Annotated in this window: 12 protein-coding genes and 1 tRNA gene; 4 read left to right on the forward strand and 9 right to left on the reverse strand. The window is 32.2% G+C overall.

Annotated elements, in window-relative coordinates; all coding sequences use genetic code 11:
* Positions 1–19 precede the first annotated feature (19 nt).
* Positions 20–1,108: a diphosphomevalonate/mevalonate 3,5-bisphosphate decarboxylase family protein gene (locus ACFQ1O_RS14175; protein ID WP_377717087.1), complete on the reverse strand. Its 1,089-nt coding sequence runs from the start codon at positions 1,106–1,108 to the stop codon at positions 20–22.
* 107 nt (positions 1,109–1,215) lie between these two features.
* Here ACFQ1O_RS14175 and ACFQ1O_RS14180 point away from each other — a divergent pair, with 107 nt between their 5' ends.
* On the forward strand, positions 1,216–2,673 hold the full coding sequence (locus ACFQ1O_RS14180; RefSeq protein ID WP_377717091.1) for a hypothetical protein: 1,458 nt from the start codon (positions 1,216–1,218) through the stop codon (positions 2,671–2,673).
* Positions 2,674–2,727: 54 nt separating this feature from the next.
* Here the strand turns inward: ACFQ1O_RS14180 and ACFQ1O_RS14185 are convergent, their stop codons facing one another.
* From ACFQ1O_RS14185 to dnaE, 7 genes are all read right to left on the reverse strand, one after another.
* Entirely contained in the window at positions 2,728–3,945 is a 1,218-nt protein-coding gene (locus ACFQ1O_RS14185; protein ID WP_377717094.1) for a BaiN/RdsA family NAD(P)/FAD-dependent oxidoreductase, read from the reverse strand.
* An 84-nt stretch (positions 3,946–4,029) separates the two neighbouring features.
* A complete protein-coding gene (locus ACFQ1O_RS14190; protein WP_377717098.1) occupies positions 4,030–4,812 on the reverse strand; it encodes a hypothetical protein in 783 nt (260 codons plus the stop codon).
* 225 nt (positions 4,813–5,037) lie between these two features.
* Positions 5,038–8,268, reverse strand: coding sequence for a choice-of-anchor D domain-containing protein (locus ACFQ1O_RS14195; RefSeq protein WP_377717103.1), 3,231 nt, complete (start codon positions 8,266–8,268; stop codon positions 5,038–5,040).
* A gap of 363 nt (positions 8,269–8,631) precedes the next feature.
* Positions 8,632–8,705: transfer RNA gene (locus tag ACFQ1O_RS14200), tRNA-Asp, on the reverse strand.
* An 87-nt stretch (positions 8,706–8,792) separates the two neighbouring features.
* Entirely contained in the window at positions 8,793–9,722 is a 930-nt protein-coding gene (locus ACFQ1O_RS14205; RefSeq protein ID WP_377717106.1) for a DUF58 domain-containing protein, read from the reverse strand.
* 92 nt (positions 9,723–9,814) lie between these two features.
* Positions 9,815–10,171 (reverse strand): thioredoxin, encoded by a 357-nt coding sequence (gene trxA, locus ACFQ1O_RS14210; RefSeq protein ID WP_377717111.1) that lies wholly within the window; start codon positions 10,169–10,171, stop codon positions 9,815–9,817.
* 120 nt (positions 10,172–10,291) lie between these two features.
* The gene (dnaE, locus tag ACFQ1O_RS14215; protein ID WP_377717114.1) at positions 10,292–14,674 is read right to left on the reverse strand and encodes a DNA polymerase III subunit alpha; all 4,383 of its coding nucleotides are present in this window, start codon (positions 14,672–14,674) and stop codon (positions 10,292–10,294) included.
* 134 nt (positions 14,675–14,808) lie between these two features.
* Between dnaE and ACFQ1O_RS14220 the strand changes: the two genes are divergently transcribed.
* Positions 14,809–15,498, forward strand: a complete 690-nt coding sequence (locus ACFQ1O_RS14220; RefSeq protein ID WP_377717120.1) for a porin family protein — start codon at positions 14,809–14,811, stop codon at positions 15,496–15,498.
* Here the strand turns inward: ACFQ1O_RS14220 and ACFQ1O_RS14225 are convergent.
* Positions 15,491–16,303, reverse strand: coding sequence for an SDR family NAD(P)-dependent oxidoreductase (locus ACFQ1O_RS14225; protein ID WP_377717124.1), 813 nt, complete (start codon positions 16,301–16,303; stop codon positions 15,491–15,493). The two genes, ACFQ1O_RS14220 and ACFQ1O_RS14225, sit on opposite strands and share 8 nt — an antisense overlap.
* Before the next feature lie 173 nt (positions 16,304–16,476).
* Between ACFQ1O_RS14225 and ACFQ1O_RS14230 the strand changes: the two genes are divergently transcribed.
* Together ACFQ1O_RS14230 and rimM are read left to right on the forward strand one after the other, a co-directional pair.
* A complete protein-coding gene (locus ACFQ1O_RS14230; RefSeq protein ID WP_377717127.1) occupies positions 16,477–16,941 on the forward strand; it encodes a 30S ribosomal protein S16 in 465 nt (154 codons plus the stop codon).
* A gap of 4 nt (positions 16,942–16,945) precedes the next feature.
* Positions 16,946–17,476 carry a ribosome maturation factor RimM gene (rimM, locus tag ACFQ1O_RS14235; RefSeq protein WP_377717133.1) on the forward strand — a complete coding sequence of 177 codons (531 nt, stop codon included), beginning with the start codon at positions 16,946–16,948 and terminating at the stop codon, positions 17,474–17,476.
* The last annotated feature ends 117 nt before the right edge of the window (positions 17,477–17,593 follow it).

A 17,593-nucleotide genomic window follows, 5' to 3' on the forward strand; every position in this document is an offset into this window, starting at 1 on the left:
GGACATCAATATTGGCAACTTAATCTTTTATTAATTGAGCACCAAAACCTACTGTATCACAAATATAGTGTTCATTTTGGCAATAGCCAACTAATTCGCTGTTAATGAACGCCAAAACTTCTTCCTTCTCGACTTCTGGATACAATAAATGAACATTGGCACCTGCATCTAAAGTAAAGCATAAATGCAATCCTGTTTGTTGCCTAAAAGCCCATATTTTATTTATAATTTCTAAGGTATTAGGCTTCATTAATATAAAATATGGCAAGCTCGTCATCATCATAGCATGTAGCGTTAACGCTTCGCTTTCTACTATTTCAATAAATGCTTTTAAATCACCGGACTTAAAAACATGAATTAGTTTCGATAAATTATCGTGAGCTTGATTAAAGCGATTATCTGCATATGGGTGATTGTGCATTAAGTTATGACCTACCGTACTAGAAACTTGTTTTTCTCCTTTATCTACTAATAAAATCGTGTCTTGATAATTCTTGAAATTACTATGTACTTCAAAAGGATATTTCACTCCAAATAAATCTGAAGAACCCGTTATTTCTTTATGTGCTCCCCAACAAACCAAATCTCCTTCTAAACTTCTGCAAGCACTTCCTGAGCCTAAACGAGCTAAAAAAGAAGCTTTTTTAATGAATTCTTCTTGAGTTAAGTTAGGATTTAATTCTTTTTCCATGCTCATTATACATAACGCTAAAGCACTCATACCTGATGCTGATGAAGCAATACCAGAACTATGCGGAAAAGAATTAGACGTTTCTATTTTATAAGCGTATTCTTTAATAAAAGGAACATACTGCTCTATACGCTTAAAAAAGGTATTTATTTTAGGTTTAAAATCATCTTTTTGTTCTCCTTCTAAAAAAACTGAAAATTGATATTCTTTAGATGGAACTTCCAGTTTTGTGTAATGTAATGTGGTGGTTGTTTTACAATTACTAAGTGTAAAACTAATAGACGGATTAGCCGGAATTTGATTTTCTTTTTTCCCCCAGTATTTAACCAAGGCTATATTACTTGGCGATTCCCAGGTAATCTTCCCTTTTTCTAAGCTACTTTCAATGGTCTTAAAAACAAATGATTTATTATTCATTACAGTTTAAAATATTAATGCAAATATATACTTAAAATAAGCACCAAAAACACTTAATATTTTATTTTTGCAGGCTCAAAAAATAAAATCAATCAAATAATAACAAAATGAAATTACATTTTTCTTTATTAACTCTACTTTTAATTAACTTCTCGTTTTCACAAACTATTATAGTTGATGAAAAATTTACACCGAAATTATCCCCTGTAGAATATCATACTCTTTATGATTCAGATCAAATCATGATTTCAAAAGGGAGCTTTAGAAAAGGGACCTCTCTTAAATATATTAACAACGTAGAATCTTATGACAGTAAAGGGAACAAACACTTGTGGGCTGATAACGAAAACTTTATGCGTATAGAAATTTCAGACTCAGAAAAAACCTTAAGAGGGCATCAAATGCTGTTAAATACGTTTTCTAGGTTCAGTATAAATCATAAATATATAACTAAGAACACGAAAACCGATTACATAAGTAATAAAAAAGATAAACTATATAATCTTTCCAATTACTTTAATGACTCTTTAGAATGGGGTATTACAAATTCTAAATTAAAGTTCCCTTATGACATAAACCTTCTAAAAGACGAATTAATTTTAATTACAACTGATAATTTTAGCAGAAAAAGAAATAAAATAGATATAGAGAAACCTAACACTGATAGATTAATAGGCGATAATCATGTAAAACCGTTTAATAAAAAACCTGGATTTATGTTTGCCCCTATAAAAAACTCCGATTCTTCTTTTGTTATAACTACTAAATCTATTTCTAAAGATTATAAAACATGTATCTTATATAGAACTTTATATAATTTTGAGGGAAAAAAAATAAATGAAAACAGTTACACAGTAAACACAAAAAAAGATTTCTTAATCTACTCGACTAACAATAACACTAGAGTAGATAGTAATTCAGCTGGAGCTACTTTCTTTTCAAACCACCTAAGTATAAATGGCTACTATATAGACGAAGACGACAATAACAATATGTATATCTATGGCTTATACGGAAAAACAGCTAAGAAAATAAATGTACCAAACAGCCCTGCTGGATTTTATGTTTTTAAATTTGATGAAAAAGGAAATAAGATTTGGGAAACTTATAAAGAAATCAACAATAAAACATTTAATAGAAAAAAACGCTTACTTAACTTAACCGAAATAAATCTATGGACAGATAATAATCAGATTCAGGTTGTAAATCATTTTGGATTAAAAGAAAAAACTACTTACAAACACTTTTTTAACGTAGACTCAGGTGACTACATAAAAGACAACAATAACTCGTCTGAACGATCAAAAATGATGGGAAGCTTTAATGGTTACCAATATCAATATTTTTTATATGCATTTAGGCAAATAGATAATTATAAGAACCTAAAATTTGACCCTAACACCCTAATTTCTTATAACGAAAACGCTGAGGTTAAAAAATATATTTCTAGTATTATTCCAAACAAAAAGAAAATCTATTTTAATATGACTTACACTAAAAATGGGGCCTGGTTATTAGAAAGCGATAATAAAACATACTATAAAATTTTATTCTTTAATAAATAAAATAAAAAGGGAGCTTAACAGCTCCCTTTTTTTATATAGCAGATCCTATCCTTATTATACTTCACTAATTGCTTTTGCTATTAAATAACCTCCTGTCCAAGCATTTTGAAAATTAAACCCTCCAGTAACTGCATCTATATTTAAAATTTCTCCAGCAAAGAATAGATTAGAATACTTTTTACTTTCAAATCTTTTAAAATTAATCTCTTTTAAATCTACACCTCCAGCAGTAACAAATTCCTCTTTGAAAGTACTTTTACCATTTACGCTAAAAACTGCTTCTGTTAACTGGCTCGCTAAATTCTCTATTTGTGTTTTATTAATATCTGCCCACCTTACATCATCTGTTATTTTACTTGCAGTAATTAATTTTCTCCATAGCCTTTTTGGCAGATCAAATTGGTTGTACTTCGCTACTACGTTCTTTGCCAATTCTTTCTTTATAGCATGAAGCTGCTCTAAACAATTAGAATAGGCTAATCCTATAAAATTAATTTTTATCTGAAACTGATAGTTTTTATCTGCTAAAACTCTAGCTCCCCAAGCAGATAGTTTTAACACAGAAGGTGCACTTAAACCCCAATGCGTAACTAAAAGTGGTCCGTTACTTTCTAATTTAGTATCTAACACAGATACCTCAACATCTTGAACAACTACTCCTGGTATATCTGTAAGCCTTTCATCATTTATATTAAAAGTAAATAAAGAAGGAACAGGATTAACAATAGCAATCCCTTTTGCTTTTAAAAGCTTCCATAGTTTAGGGCTGCTTCCTGCTGCTATCACCAAATTACCGGCTGCTATTTCTCCTGATTTGGTTTCAACTATCCACCCACCGTTTTCTTCTTTAAAATCTAATAAAGCAGTATTGGTTAACACTTCAATATTGTACTTTTTTACTAGTCTTTGAAAACAATCTATAATAGTTTGTGAAGAATCTGTAACAGGAAAAATTCTTCCATCCTCTTCTATCTTCAGCTCAATTCCTTGCTGATCAAACCATTCAAAAGTATCGCCACATGCAAACTGATGAAAAGGCCCTAATAATTCTTTTTCTCCTCTGGGGTAGTATTGCGTTAATTCTTTTGGGTCAAAGCAAGCATGGGTTACATTACAGCGCCCACCACCAGAAACTTTTACTTTCTGTAAAACATCTTTACCTCTTTCAAAAATAGCAATTTTTAAATCTACTCGCTGCTTTGCAATATTAATGGCTGTAAAAAAACCTGCAGCTCCACCACCAACAATTACAACATTATATTCTTTTTGCATAAAAGTTTACTTCTTAAATCTTAACAAAAATAAAAAAGGCCGCCTTTACAGACAGCCTTTTTACTTATATTATTTTTTAACTGATTAGCTAAACTTAATTTCAGTACAAGTTTCAGCATATAAGAAGTTTAATACTACTTTTACAGCTTCTTCTGGAGTACTTGCATGTCCTATTTTACGAGAACCATCTAATACATCTCCGTTTTCTGCCCAAGTATAATCTTTATCATCTCCTTTTACGACACGCTTACCATCTCTAGTACCAACTCTAAACGATTGGAACTCTTTATCGTACTCTACACCGGCTGGGTAATACGTTTCTGCACCAAAGAAAGATGTTCCTTTAGAGAATAAGTAACACACACAGTTACCAATATCTTTACCTTCAGATACTCTTACTGTATTGTTCTGGATTATCTTCCACTCTCCTCTAACTAAAGTACCGACTAAACTCATTAAAATAGTACCGCTTTCTGCTACTTTACCATCTACTTTAGACTCGAAGTTTACTAGAGCCGACACAGTACCTGCTTTTTCTTTTTGAGATTCATGAACAATATCACGAACTTGCATTTTAAAAGTATATTTCTTGTTCTTTATAGACTCATCTAACTGACGAGAAAACTGCTCAAATCCAGTTGTAGATCTTTTTACTACACCAGATAACCCTACAAAAGCAGTGTTGTTTTTATATTTATCATCAAACAATGCTAAAACAGTATTTTTCTGTTTAGTTGCACTTAAATCGTTTGAAGCCTTAATGTATTTATTTAATAAATTTGTAACTGGTTTTTCTTGAGAAAATCCAACATAGCTAGTAAGCAATAATACCGCTGCTACTAACTTGAATACCATAGGTTTTTTCATAAGTATTTTATTGTTTTAAGAGTGTTTTCAGAATAATGTCTGCTAATATAAAAAAAAATAGCAGACTTTAATTATCAATATATAAAAGTTCACGAACAATTATACTTAGACAAGTATTGTGCCAAAAAAATATAACGCTAATTTATAGCAACTATCAAAAACTCAATTCATAAAAAAAGCACCGAGTGGTGCTTTTTTTATTTTTTAAATTAAAACAAACCTAAATTAGTTAATAACAAGCTTTTTTGTTGCTTTATTATTATTACTAAATACTGTTGCAAAATATATACCTTTTGATAAATTATTTAATTTTATTTCTTGTTTATCAATAAAACTATTTAAAGATATTGTTTCTATTTTTTTACCTGTCAAATCAGTAATTATTACTTGTTTTAAAGTTTCATTTCCTGCATAAGACAATGTGAATACTCCTTTATTTGGATTAGGGTAAACTAATAATTGAGATCTTAACAGGTCATTCTCATCAATATTAAGTGGTACAATAGATTCTGCCATTATATCAAAGTTATATGGATTTTCTCCTACATCATTATTTTCAATACTTATGCTTGCAGTTCTAACCCCAAGTGTAGAAGCTGTAAATGTTATATCAAACGTTGTAGAATTACCAGGATCAATTGCTGTTGCTGGCGCAGCAGTAACAGAAAAATCAGCAGCATTAGTACCAGATATACTTATTGTTGGAGTACCATTTAACACTAGTTGTTCTGTATTGGTATTTAATACTGTAAAACTTTTAACAATAGTGTTCCCTAATTCAGCTTGCCCGAAATTAGTATTATCACTTGCATCTGGAGTCGTATCACCATCATTAATAACTATCGAATTTCCTTGAATTTCAATCTCTGTAGTAGGTGGAGATTGCCATCTTTGTCCAAAAATTTCATCTTCTCCATCACCAGGAACTGTATTGTCACCTTCCCAAACTATGAAAAATGTACCATTTGTACTGTTATATGCTTGCTTAGGTTTTTGTGCCAAAAATGTATTATCACCATTTGTATCTCCCATATCACTAACTCTACTCTGAGTTTCTAACAAAGCGTAATTTGCTGCATCAAGTGTTGCAGCAAAAATATCATATGCATTACTCCCTGGCTCTTCAGATTGAAAAGTAACTAATATTTGTTGATGAGTAGGGTTATAACACACATCGGAATACGAACCTGTCTCTTCTCCGTCACCATCGATACCTGCAAAACTAACTTGAAACTCACTTCCAATTAACACACCTGCATTACTTACTCTTTGCCCAAAAATTTCATCTTCATTGTCTGTATTTACATGATCCGTTTGGTAAACAATAATAAACTCATTTGATAATGGGTTATATTCTACACGTGCATAATCTGCATCTCTACTTCCTCCAACATTCGTAACTTGGGTAAGTGTACTTAATGTACCATCTGCATTAACTACTCTAGACCAAATATTATTATCTCCATTATTTGGAAAATCAGCATGATAAGCAATCATATACTGATTAGTAGCAGGATTATAAGCTACATCTGGAGCACTACTATATTGTGTTGAAGAACCATTTTGACTAATTTGAAAGTCTCCTCCTAAACCTCCCACTAACACTCCTGCTGAAGAAATTCTTTGACCATAGATATTATAATCACTAACACCACTTGTTGCATTGGCTTGCCAAACTACTAAATATTCTCCATTTGTAGAGTTAAATGCAACTTCTGGGGTAGACACATAAGCAGTAGTATCCCCGTCTGTTCCATTTTGAGATATTCTAATATCGTTACCTAGGCCATTTACCAATGTACCATCTGGATTAATTAACTGCCCATAAACTTCATTCTCTCCATTGGTTACATCATCAGCTCTCCAAACAACCATATATTGATTAGAAACTGTATTAAATACAATTTTAGGATCTGCCGCATCATGATCAATATTACCCTCTGGCCCTGTAATAGAAATTCTAAATTCCCCTCCAATTAAAACTCCTGTGTTACTAATAAATTGCCCATAAACTTCCTCATCACTGTTTATAATTTCTTTTTCGAAAACAACTAAATACCTATCTAATGTTGGGTCATAAGCTATATCAGGATCTTCATTATCTAAACTTCCTCCAGTAGTATGAGTTGTTATTCTAATATCATTTATGCCAGTTTCTCCACTAGAAACATTTCCATTACCCTGGATATTAAATGTATAAGCTGCTTCATCTGAATCATTAGAGTTTATCGTTACTGTAGCAGTTCTTAAACCTAAAACACTAGGATCAAACCTAACTACAAAATAAGAGTTACTCACTCCATTTATTGAAGAAGTAGCATCTGTTTGCAATGTAAAATCTGATGCATTGGCACCAGTAATTGAAACTGATGGTGAACCCGTAATATTTAGCGCTGTACCACCTAAATTTCTTATAAAGAAATAATGATCTTTATAGTTATTATTTAAAGCTACATCACCAAAATCTGTATTATCTGATGAATCAGGTGTTGTATCATTATTAGAAATACTCAAATTATTTCCTTGTATATCTATTTCTGGAGCCCCTACAGGAGACGCATTAACCGTAGCTAAAGTTATTCCGTATGGATCATCAATTGTGCTATTATGAACAACTACTCCTGTACCATCTAAATTTGCACTTCGAACATTATCAAAAGTAGAAGATGTATCTGTCCAGTAAAGTTTATTATTCGTAGCATCAACTGCTAAACTTCTTGGACTAAGTACATAAGTATTATTTAAAACAGTTGTAACGCTACCAGATCCATCTGTATTTTTTCTTAGTATTGCATCAGCACTTGATGATGCCCAGTATAAATGATTATTTATACCATCTACTTGCAACCCATACACAGTTCCTATCTGAGTTGCTGTACCTCCAGAAGCCACATATTCTGTATGGATCGTTGTAACAGCACTTCCGTCCAAATTAGATTTCTTTAAATAATATGTATTAGAAAAGTCCCCTGTGTTATAGAACCTCTCTGCCCAAAACATTTCTGTCCCATTTATAGCTATATTTCTTATATACACATCTGCTGTGAGCCCAATTATTGTTTCAACATTTGACCCGTCTAAATTAGAACGCTTAATTTCTTGATATTCTACCCAATAAATTTTAGCATTGGTTTCATCTACAGCGATATTATAAATAGTTGGACCTGGAGAGGTATATATCACTTGCTCTAATGTTCCGTTAAAATTTTTCTTATAAATTTTATAAGGACTACTTGTTGTGAAAAACAATTCTTGTGAAGTACTATTTGCAGTTAAATATCTTGGATATAAAGTTTCTGTTTGCTTAAAGAAAACGGTATCATCAGAGCCATCAAGGTTCATAATTCTTATTTCTCTGTTATCTTCATCATTGTAAAAAACTTTGTTAAATTGTCCAAAAGAAAGGTTTAACCCTAAAAGAACAAGGGTCCATAATAGTAATTTTTTTCTCATCATTTTAATTAGTTAGTGTTTGATAACAAAAATAGTAAAATACATATTAACAGATGATTAAGCTTCTTACATAATATTACCTTATTTGAGTTTTTTAACAAAAAAGGACAGACGCTCTAATTATTTATTAACAAAATTCATTAAAACATTACAAGATAACATCTCTGTTGTAGTTAAAACCATATCAGGAAGAGACAAGTATAAATCAAAAAAGCATCCCGATTTCTACTATTATGGTAGAAAAAGGAAAGCTTCTCATTGGTTTACTACTAAACCGTTGACAAACATTTAGTTTGCCAAAACAACACAACTAATCTTTGGCGCAGAAAAAAGCCCCAAAAACTTGGAGCTTTTCTTGCAATTTTGCGGTCTGGACGGGACTCGAACCCGCGACCCCATGCGTGACAGGCATGTATTCTAACCAGCTGAACTACCAGACCGTTTGTGTATTGCGAGTGCAAATATAAGACGGATTATCGTTTCTACAAACCTTTTTTTTAATTTTTTTTTGGTTTTTTTTTCGCTTGCTAAACAAATCGCTGTCTTTCAACTAAATATGTGTTTAAAATTTTATCGAATTTTTCAGCAATATCTACAGATACATAGCTGATATTATAATTCGCGCATGCTAAACTTACCTCTTTAATATAGCTTTTTAACCTGTCTTGATATACTTTTTTAATATTATCTGCATACAATTCTATTTTCTCTCCTGTTTCTACATCTACAAAACTTTTAGGTGTATTATCAAAATTAAAGTTTACTTCTGTAGCATAATCTAAGGTATGAAACAACACAACTTCGTGCTTATTATATTTTAAATGCTTTAAAGCATCAAACAGTTCTTTTTGTTGAGCACTATACTGAAACATGTCAGTAAAAAAGACAACCAAAGATCTTCTTTTCATTTTTTCGGCTATCTCATGTAAATACCTTACAGTATTTGTATCTTGAGCATTAGGCTTATTAAATAATGTTTCTTCTAATTGATGCATTAACAAACTATAATGCCTATCACTTCCTTTTTCTGGAAAATACACTTCATAGTCATGATGGTATACACTCATTCCTACTGCGTCTCGTTGTTTTTTTAACAACTGCATAATAGCTGCGCTAGCTAATACTGAAAACCCAATTTTATTTAAATTATCTAATGCAAAATCTTTTATTTTAGGGTAATGCATAGATGCAGAATTATCTATAATTAAATGACATCTAAGATTAGTTTCCTCTTCATATTTTTTAGTATATAATTTATCTGTTCTAGCAAACAACTTCCAGTCTATATGTTTGGTACTCTCTCCATTATTATACACTTTATGCTCTGCAAATTCAGATGAAAAACCATGAAATGGACTCCTGTGCATTCCAGTTATAAACCCCTCGACTATTTGTGAAGCTAATAATTGTAAATTAAAATAAACACCAGATTGGTGCAGTGTATCTTTTATTGCCATAAATTAAGTTAAAGAAAAAGCTATTTCACTAAAATAAAAAAAAGGTTTGACAAAAAGCCAAACCTCATTTTATTATCTGTGTATATCAGTCTTTATAAAATTGCATCAATTGCATTTGTATAATCCGATTTAGGAGAAACTCCTACTTTTCTTTCTACAATTTCACCTTTATGAAACAATAAAACAGTAGGTATATTTCTAACTCCGTACTTAGCTGCAAACTCTTGGTTAGCATCTACATCAACTTTACCAACAACTGCTTTTCCTTCGTATTCATTACTCACCTCATCTATTACAGGTCCTACCATTCTACAAGGTCCACACCAAGTTGCCCAAAAATCTACTAATACAGGTTTGTCTGAGTTTAATACCACTTCCTCAAAAGTAGCATCTGTTATTTCTAATGCCATATCTATTTGTTTTAATTGTGTTTGTAATCGTTTACACAAAAATAGTCAAATATTTTGCTAATCCTTACAGAGTAACATATTTGTTTTTTTGATAATGCCATTGATAAAATTGATTGTGTTTTTGTATACTAAATCTCTAGACTTAGCCATTTAATCACTTTAGTTTAGCTTATAATGTACTTGTTGTTTTTCTAGAGCTGTTAGTAATTCGTTTGTTATTCCCACCTTTTGCTTTCTGCTTTGCATTGTTAATTTTATCTGATCTTTCATTTCGTAAACTACAAAACTCATTTGTTTTTCTCCTGGATGCTCTAAAATCAATTCTTTTAATGCTTTTACACTCTCGGAGGTCATATCTTTAATGTTTAACTGGATAGTTAGCTTTCTAGCTTGGGCATCCATTACATCATGAAGTTGTTGAAAACTATTAAATTGCATTCTAGGTTCTCCTCTTTTGCCTGTTTCTTTATTTATCCAACCTTCTTTCACAAAGACTTTTACATATACAAAAGAATTCACTAATAAAAAATGCCTATATTTTAAATACTCCTCGCCAAAGATTCTAAATTCAAAGGCTTCATTATAATCTTCTATGGTAAACATAGCCCATCCTCTTCCATTTTTAGAAACCCTATGATCTATAGAAGTAACCACCCCCCCAAAAGACACTTCTCTATTTACCAACTGCTCTAAATCTTTTAACTGACTTAAATCACTGTTACAGAAATTTTTCAATTCATTTTTAAAATCATCAAGTGGATGGCCCGATATATAAACCCCTACCACTTCTTTTTCTTGCGCTAATTTTTGCATGGTCCCCCAGGTATCACAAGGCGGGACAACTGGTTCTGGAATTTGAACCTCTGATGCTTCACCGAACAAACTTACCTGAGATGAATTTTGACTTTCTTGAAATTTAGCAGCATACTTGATTACTTTCTCTAAAAACAACATTCCATCTCCTGCATCATGAAAATATTGCGCCCTATGAGTTCCTTCAAAAGAATCAAATCCTCCGGCTAATGCTAAATTTTCAAAAGCTTTTTTGTTAGCTGCTCTTAAATCAATACGCTTAGCTAAATCAAAAACAGATCTATAACTTCCGTCTTCTTCTCTATTTTTTATAATTGTTGCCACTGCACCACTACCCACTCCTTTTATAGCTCCCATTCCAAAACGCACAGCATTTTGATCGTTTACAGTAAACTTATAATAAGACTCATTCACACAAGGTCCTAATACCTCTAAGCCCATACGTTTACACTCATCCATAAAAAAGGTTACCTGTTTGATATCATTCATGTTATTAGAAAGTACTGCAGCCATATATTCTGCGGGGTAATGAGCTTTTAAATAAGCTGTCTGATATGCTATCCAAGCATAACAGGTTGAGTGAGATTTATTGAATGCATAGGAAGCAAAAGCCTCCCAGTCTGTCCATATTTTTTCTAAAACAGTTTCGTCATGGCCATTCGCTCCAGCTTGTTTAATGAATTTAGGTTTCATTTTTGCAAGTACAGCAATTTGTTTTTTACCCATTGCTTTACGCAAAACATCTGCCTCACCTTTGGTAAAATTAGCAAGCTTTTGCGACAAAAGCATTACTTGCTCTTGATATACTGTAATTCCGTATGTTTCTTCTAAGTATTCTTTACTTGCCTCTAAATCGTAAACAATCTCTTCTATACCATGTTTTCTATTAATAAAACTAGGAATATATTCTATAGGACCAGGCCTATACAAAGCATTCATTGCAATTAAATCAGCAAAAACAGTAGGCTTCAATTCCTTCATGTATTTTTGCATACCCGGAGATTCATATTGAAAGATTCCTACAGTTTCACCACGTTGGAACAGCTCATATGTTTTTTCATCTTCTAACGAAAAGCTTTCTGGATCTAACTCAATTCCATGACGCTGCTTTACCAACTTAACCGTGTCTTTAATTAAGGTAAGCGTTTTTAGACCTAAAAAATCCATTTTTAGAAGCCCAGCACTCTCAACGACCGAGTTGTCGAATTGTGTACAGTACATATCAGAATCTTTTGCTAGGGCTACAGGAACGAACTTAGTAATATCGTCTGGGGTAATAATAACACCACACGCATGTATCCCTGTATTTCTTACAGAGCCTTCTAATACTCTTGCCTGGTTAATTGTTTGTGCTTCTAACCCTTCTCCCTCAGAGATGCTTACTAACTCATTAATTTTCTCTACCTCTTCTGATCGAAACTTTTCTTTTAATTCCTTTTCAGATTTACCGAAGATCTTGTTTAGTTTAGTATTTGGTATGAGTTTAGCAATCATATCCGCTTCATGCAAGGGTAAATCTAACACCCTAGCTGTATCACGAATAGAAGATTTTGCTGCCATTGTTCCGTAAGTAATAATTTGAGCTACCTGATTTGCTCCATACTTATCTATTACATATTGCATTACTCTTCCACGCCCTTCATCATCAAAATCAATATCAATATCGGGCATACTTACACGTTCTGGATTTAGGAATCTCTCAAAAAGCAAATCGTACTTTATAGGATCTAAATTAGTTATCCACAAACAATAAGCAACTACAGATCCAGCGGCCGAACCACGACCAGGTCCTACAGAAACATCCATATTTCTGGCCTCTCGAATAAAATCCTCTACAATTAAGAAGTAGCCAGGATATCCTGTTTTTTCTATTACTTCTAACTCAAAATCTAATCGCTCTGCTATTTCTGGTGTAATTTCTCCATAACGCTTCTTTGCCCCTTCATATGTTAAGTGTCTTAAAAAAGCATTCTCTCCTCTTTTACCTCCATCAACTAAATCTTCTGGAAACTGAAATTGCTCAGGAATATCAAAAGCTGGCAATAATACATCTCGAGCTAAAACAAATGGTTCTATTTTATCTAAAACCTCTTTAATATTAATAATAGCTTCTGGTATATCTTTAAAAAGAGCCTTCATTTCATCTTGACTCTTAAAATAATACTCTTGATTAGGCAACCCATACCTATACCCCCTACCTCTACCTATTGGAGTAGCTTGTTTTTCTCCGTCTTTTACACATAGTAAAATATCATGAGCATTAGCGTCTTCTTGATCTGCATAATAAGTATTATTAGTAGCTACTAACTTAACATTGTGTTTTTTAGCTAAATCAATAAGTACGGGGTTGACCCTTTTTTCATCTTCTTGGTTATGACGCATTAATTCTACGTACAAATCTTCTCCAAACTGCTCTTTCCACCAAATTAATGCTTCCTCTGCTTGTTTTTCTCCTATATTTAAAATCTTACTCGGAACTTCTCCATATAAATTTCCGGTAAGCACAATTATATCTTCCTTGTATTTTTTTACAATTTCCTTGTCTATTCTTGGTACATAATATTTACCATGAGTATGTCCTAAAGAAGACATTTTTGCCAAATTGTGATATCCATTTTTGTTTTTAGCAATAAAAACTATTTGATATCCATTGTCTTTACGAGTTTTATCTAAATGATTTTCACATACAAAGAGTTCACACCCTACTATAGGCTTAATTTCTTTCTCATTAAAATCTTCTCCAGATTCTTCTGCAACTGCTCTCCTTTCTTTAACACCTTTATTGTGTCTAGAAACAGCCGACACAAAATGAAAAGCCCCCATCATATTAGCATGATCGGTCATTGCTACTCCTTCCATATTATGCTTAGCTGCCGCTCCTACCAACGCATCTACACTAATTGTAGATTGTAAAACCGAAAACTGCGAATGATTGTGTAAATGAGCAAAAGGAGCATCTTTTAAAATTGTTAAATTTTGAGCTAAATCCTCTTTAGAAACTTGAGTTTCTGACTCTTTTTTTATTCTTAATCGGATTTCTTCAGATGCCTTCTTTAAATTGATATGTTGCAACCCTATAACCTCAATTGGCCTTGGGTTTTTGGCGTCGAATCGCTCAAAATAATCCGGAGCTACATCTAACTCTTCTACCGTATAATTGCGCTTTCTAATTAACTCAAAAAAACATCTAGTGGTTGCTTCAACATCTGCAGTTGCATTATGTGCCTCTCCAAAACCTACTCCGAATAAATGATTGTGTAACTCTGTTAATGTTGGCAGTTTATACTTTCCTCCTCTACCTCCAGGAATTGCACACAAATTAGCTGTTTGCTCTGTACAAGTATCTAGTACGGGAAGTTCTTGCAGGTTATTTTGTATTCCTAACCTATGAAATTCTGCCCCCATAATATTCACATCAAAACCTACATTTTGACCAACTATGAACTTAGATTTAGACAAAGCTACATTAAACTTACCCAACACTTCTTCTAACCCAACCCCTTGCTCATTAGCTAGTTCTGTAGAAATTCCATGAATTTTCTCAGCATCATACGGAATGTTAAATCCATCTGCAGTAACTAAATAATCTTGGTGCTCAATGCAATTACCCAACTCATCATGCAGCTGCCAAGCAATTTGTATACATCTTGGCCAGTTGTCTGAATCTGTAATGGGTGCATCCCATCTTTTTGGTAAACCTGTGGTTTCAGTATCGAATATTAAAAACATAACAAACAAAAATAAAGATTAAAGCCATACAAATAGCATGTCAACAAACTAGTTATTAACGCTTTTACAAAAAACAATTCTTAACACATAAATTTCTAAAGAAATTTCTTTCTTTTGCAAAAAAATTGTCAATTATGTTACTCAAGACTTTCCTTAAAACCATACTACTTTTCTCAAGTTTATTCTCATTCAGTCAAAATGACTCTTTTCTAGGCATACAAGCAGGGCCAAATTTGTCTTTCATTAGAGGAAATATTGAGGCTAATAGTAATAATGGAGGGGTAGCTTTTTCATTTGGAAGCTCTTATGAGTTATTCTTAAAAGATAACTTTTCACTAATAGCAAACATAAATTATTCTAAAAATAATGTTAGAAGAAGCTTTAGTTCTATTGGCTGGCTTGACCTTACAGACCCAACTTTTGGCAACGGAAAAAAAGTTGTTATAAAAAATAATTTTAAATACTTAGACTTAATTTTATTAAGTCGAATCTATTTAGGGAACGGAAATAAATTCTTTATTAATACAGGTGGTTTCTTAAGTAAGTTTATAAATCACACAGAAATTGCTGACGGTCATACCAATAGAACAGACACCAATCGCTATTTCAGAGATTTCAACACAGGAATTACCTTAGGATTTGGGACTAACTTTCAGTTAAAAAACTTAAATAAAATCAGCTTAGAACTAAGAGCCAATCATGGTTTTACCAATATTAGCAAAATACAAATGATTGATGATGGCAAGCTTAAAATTAGTAGTTTAAACCTTATCATTAATTACTCTTTTAAACTTAACAAGAATACAGAAGGCTCTACTAAATAACTTCCATTGGGTTATCATGTAAATAAGTATAACCTAATTGGTTTACACTTTTAACATTTGATATCAACTTATATATAGTAACGTTCTCTTCTTGAAAAGTAGGCTCCTCTAAACCTAAAGCTTGAGTAGCCTGCGTATAAAAATCTTTTCTTAACGGATGTTCTGAAGTAACACCATTAATTACTTCTCCCCAAAACTCTTTTTTAATCACCTCTAATATTAACCCAATACAATCCTCCTGATGAATCATGTTTATAGGAGCATTTCCATTTAACAAATCTTTTCTACCTGCTAAAAAAGCACCCGGATGACGGTCTTTACCTATTAGCCCAGCAAAACGAAGAATGGTTAATCTTTCTCCTAAATCATCTTTCAGACACTTTTCTGCATTCAGTACTGCCATTCCAGAATCGGTTTCCGGATACAAATCAAAACTTTCATCCACCCAATTATTAGTATTCTGATATACTGAAGTTGAACTAATAAAAATCACCTTTTGATCATTATTTAAAAAAGGTAATATACCTTCTAGTACTTTTGAATAACTCTTTACTTCTTTAATTTTTCTTCTTGGAGGAATATTAATTATTAACACTCCACTTTCTGCCAAAAATAACTTTAAAATATTAACATCTAATTTATCTAAATCCAATAAATAAGGGGTCGCTCCGTAACCTTTTATCGTTTTTAATTTCCTTTCTGTAGTGGTAGAACCTTTTACTTCACAGCCATATTCTATCAATCTTTGAAGCAAAGTAATTCCTAACCACCCACAACCTAAAATGCTTATTTTTCTTCCTTCCATAATGTTTTTTACCACTTCAAATCTACATTAATTTAATTGTAATTACTTGACTTCATTTTCATTATATTTTGGTAAAATTTTAAAAAAACTTGCTATGAATATAAAAGGTAGTATATTTGCACTCTTAAAATTATTTAATAACCGAGGTCGGGCACCTCAAAAATTAACAAATTATGCCAGTAAAAATTAGATTACAAAGACACGGAAAGAAAGGAAAACCATTTTATTGGATCGTAGCTGCTGATTCTAGAGCTAAGAGAGATGGTAAGTATTTAGAGAAATTAGGTACTTATAACCCTAATGTAAATCCGGCAGAAATCAACTTAAACATTGACAATGCTGCTACATGGTTAGAAAATGGTGCACAGCCTACAGATACGGCTAGAGCAATTCTTTCTTACAAAGGTGTAATGTTAAAGAAACACTTACAAGGTGGAGTTAGAAAAGGAGCTTTAACTGAAGAGCAAGCACAAGCTAAATTTGAAGCTTGGGTTGCTGAAAAAGAAGCTAAAGTTCAAGGAAAAAGAGATGGTTTAGCTAAAGCTGACGAAAAAGCTAAAGCAGACGCATTAGCTGCTGAAAAAGCAGTAAACGAAGCTAGAATTGCAGCAGCAGCTCCAGCTCAAGAAGAAGAATAAGCCTATGCAACTTAAAGATTGTTTCTTTTTAGGAAAAGTCGTTAAGAAGTATAGTTTTAAAGGGGAAATCTTAGTTAAATTAGACACGGATGAACCTGAAATTTTCAAAAACTTGGAATCAGTTTTTATTGCCTTAGGCAATAATCTGGTTCCTTTTTTTGTAGAAAACTGTAAACTTCATAAATCACAACTACTCCGCATAAAATTTGAAGACGTAGATACAGAAGAGGACGCTGAAGCACTTCTAAAGTCTGAATTGTATTTACCATTATCTATACTACCTAAGTTAGAAGGAAATAAATTTTACTTTCATGAAGTAATTGGTTTTACCGTTATAGATGATAATTTTGGTGAAGTTGGAGAGTTGGTTAATGTTAACGACACCGGAGCTCAAGAGCTTTTTCAAATAGATCATAATGGCTCTGAAGTATTGATCCCTATTAATGATGACTTTATTACTAAAATAGATAGAAAGAATAAACAAATATTAGTTAATACCCCTGAAGGATTGATTGATTTGTACATAGAAAATTAACGCGTCGTAAAACCATTACTGTTCTTAAAAGATCTTGTTCACTAACAACATAGAGTCTGCAAAACATCAGACACTCTAATTGCTATTTTCTATTTAAACAATTCAGAAAATAAAGTA

The organism is Pseudofulvibacter geojedonensis, from assembly GCF_042675745.1.
In the GTDB taxonomy this organism is placed as follows: Bacteria; Bacteroidota; Bacteroidia; order Flavobacteriales; family Flavobacteriaceae; genus Pseudofulvibacter; species Pseudofulvibacter geojedonensis.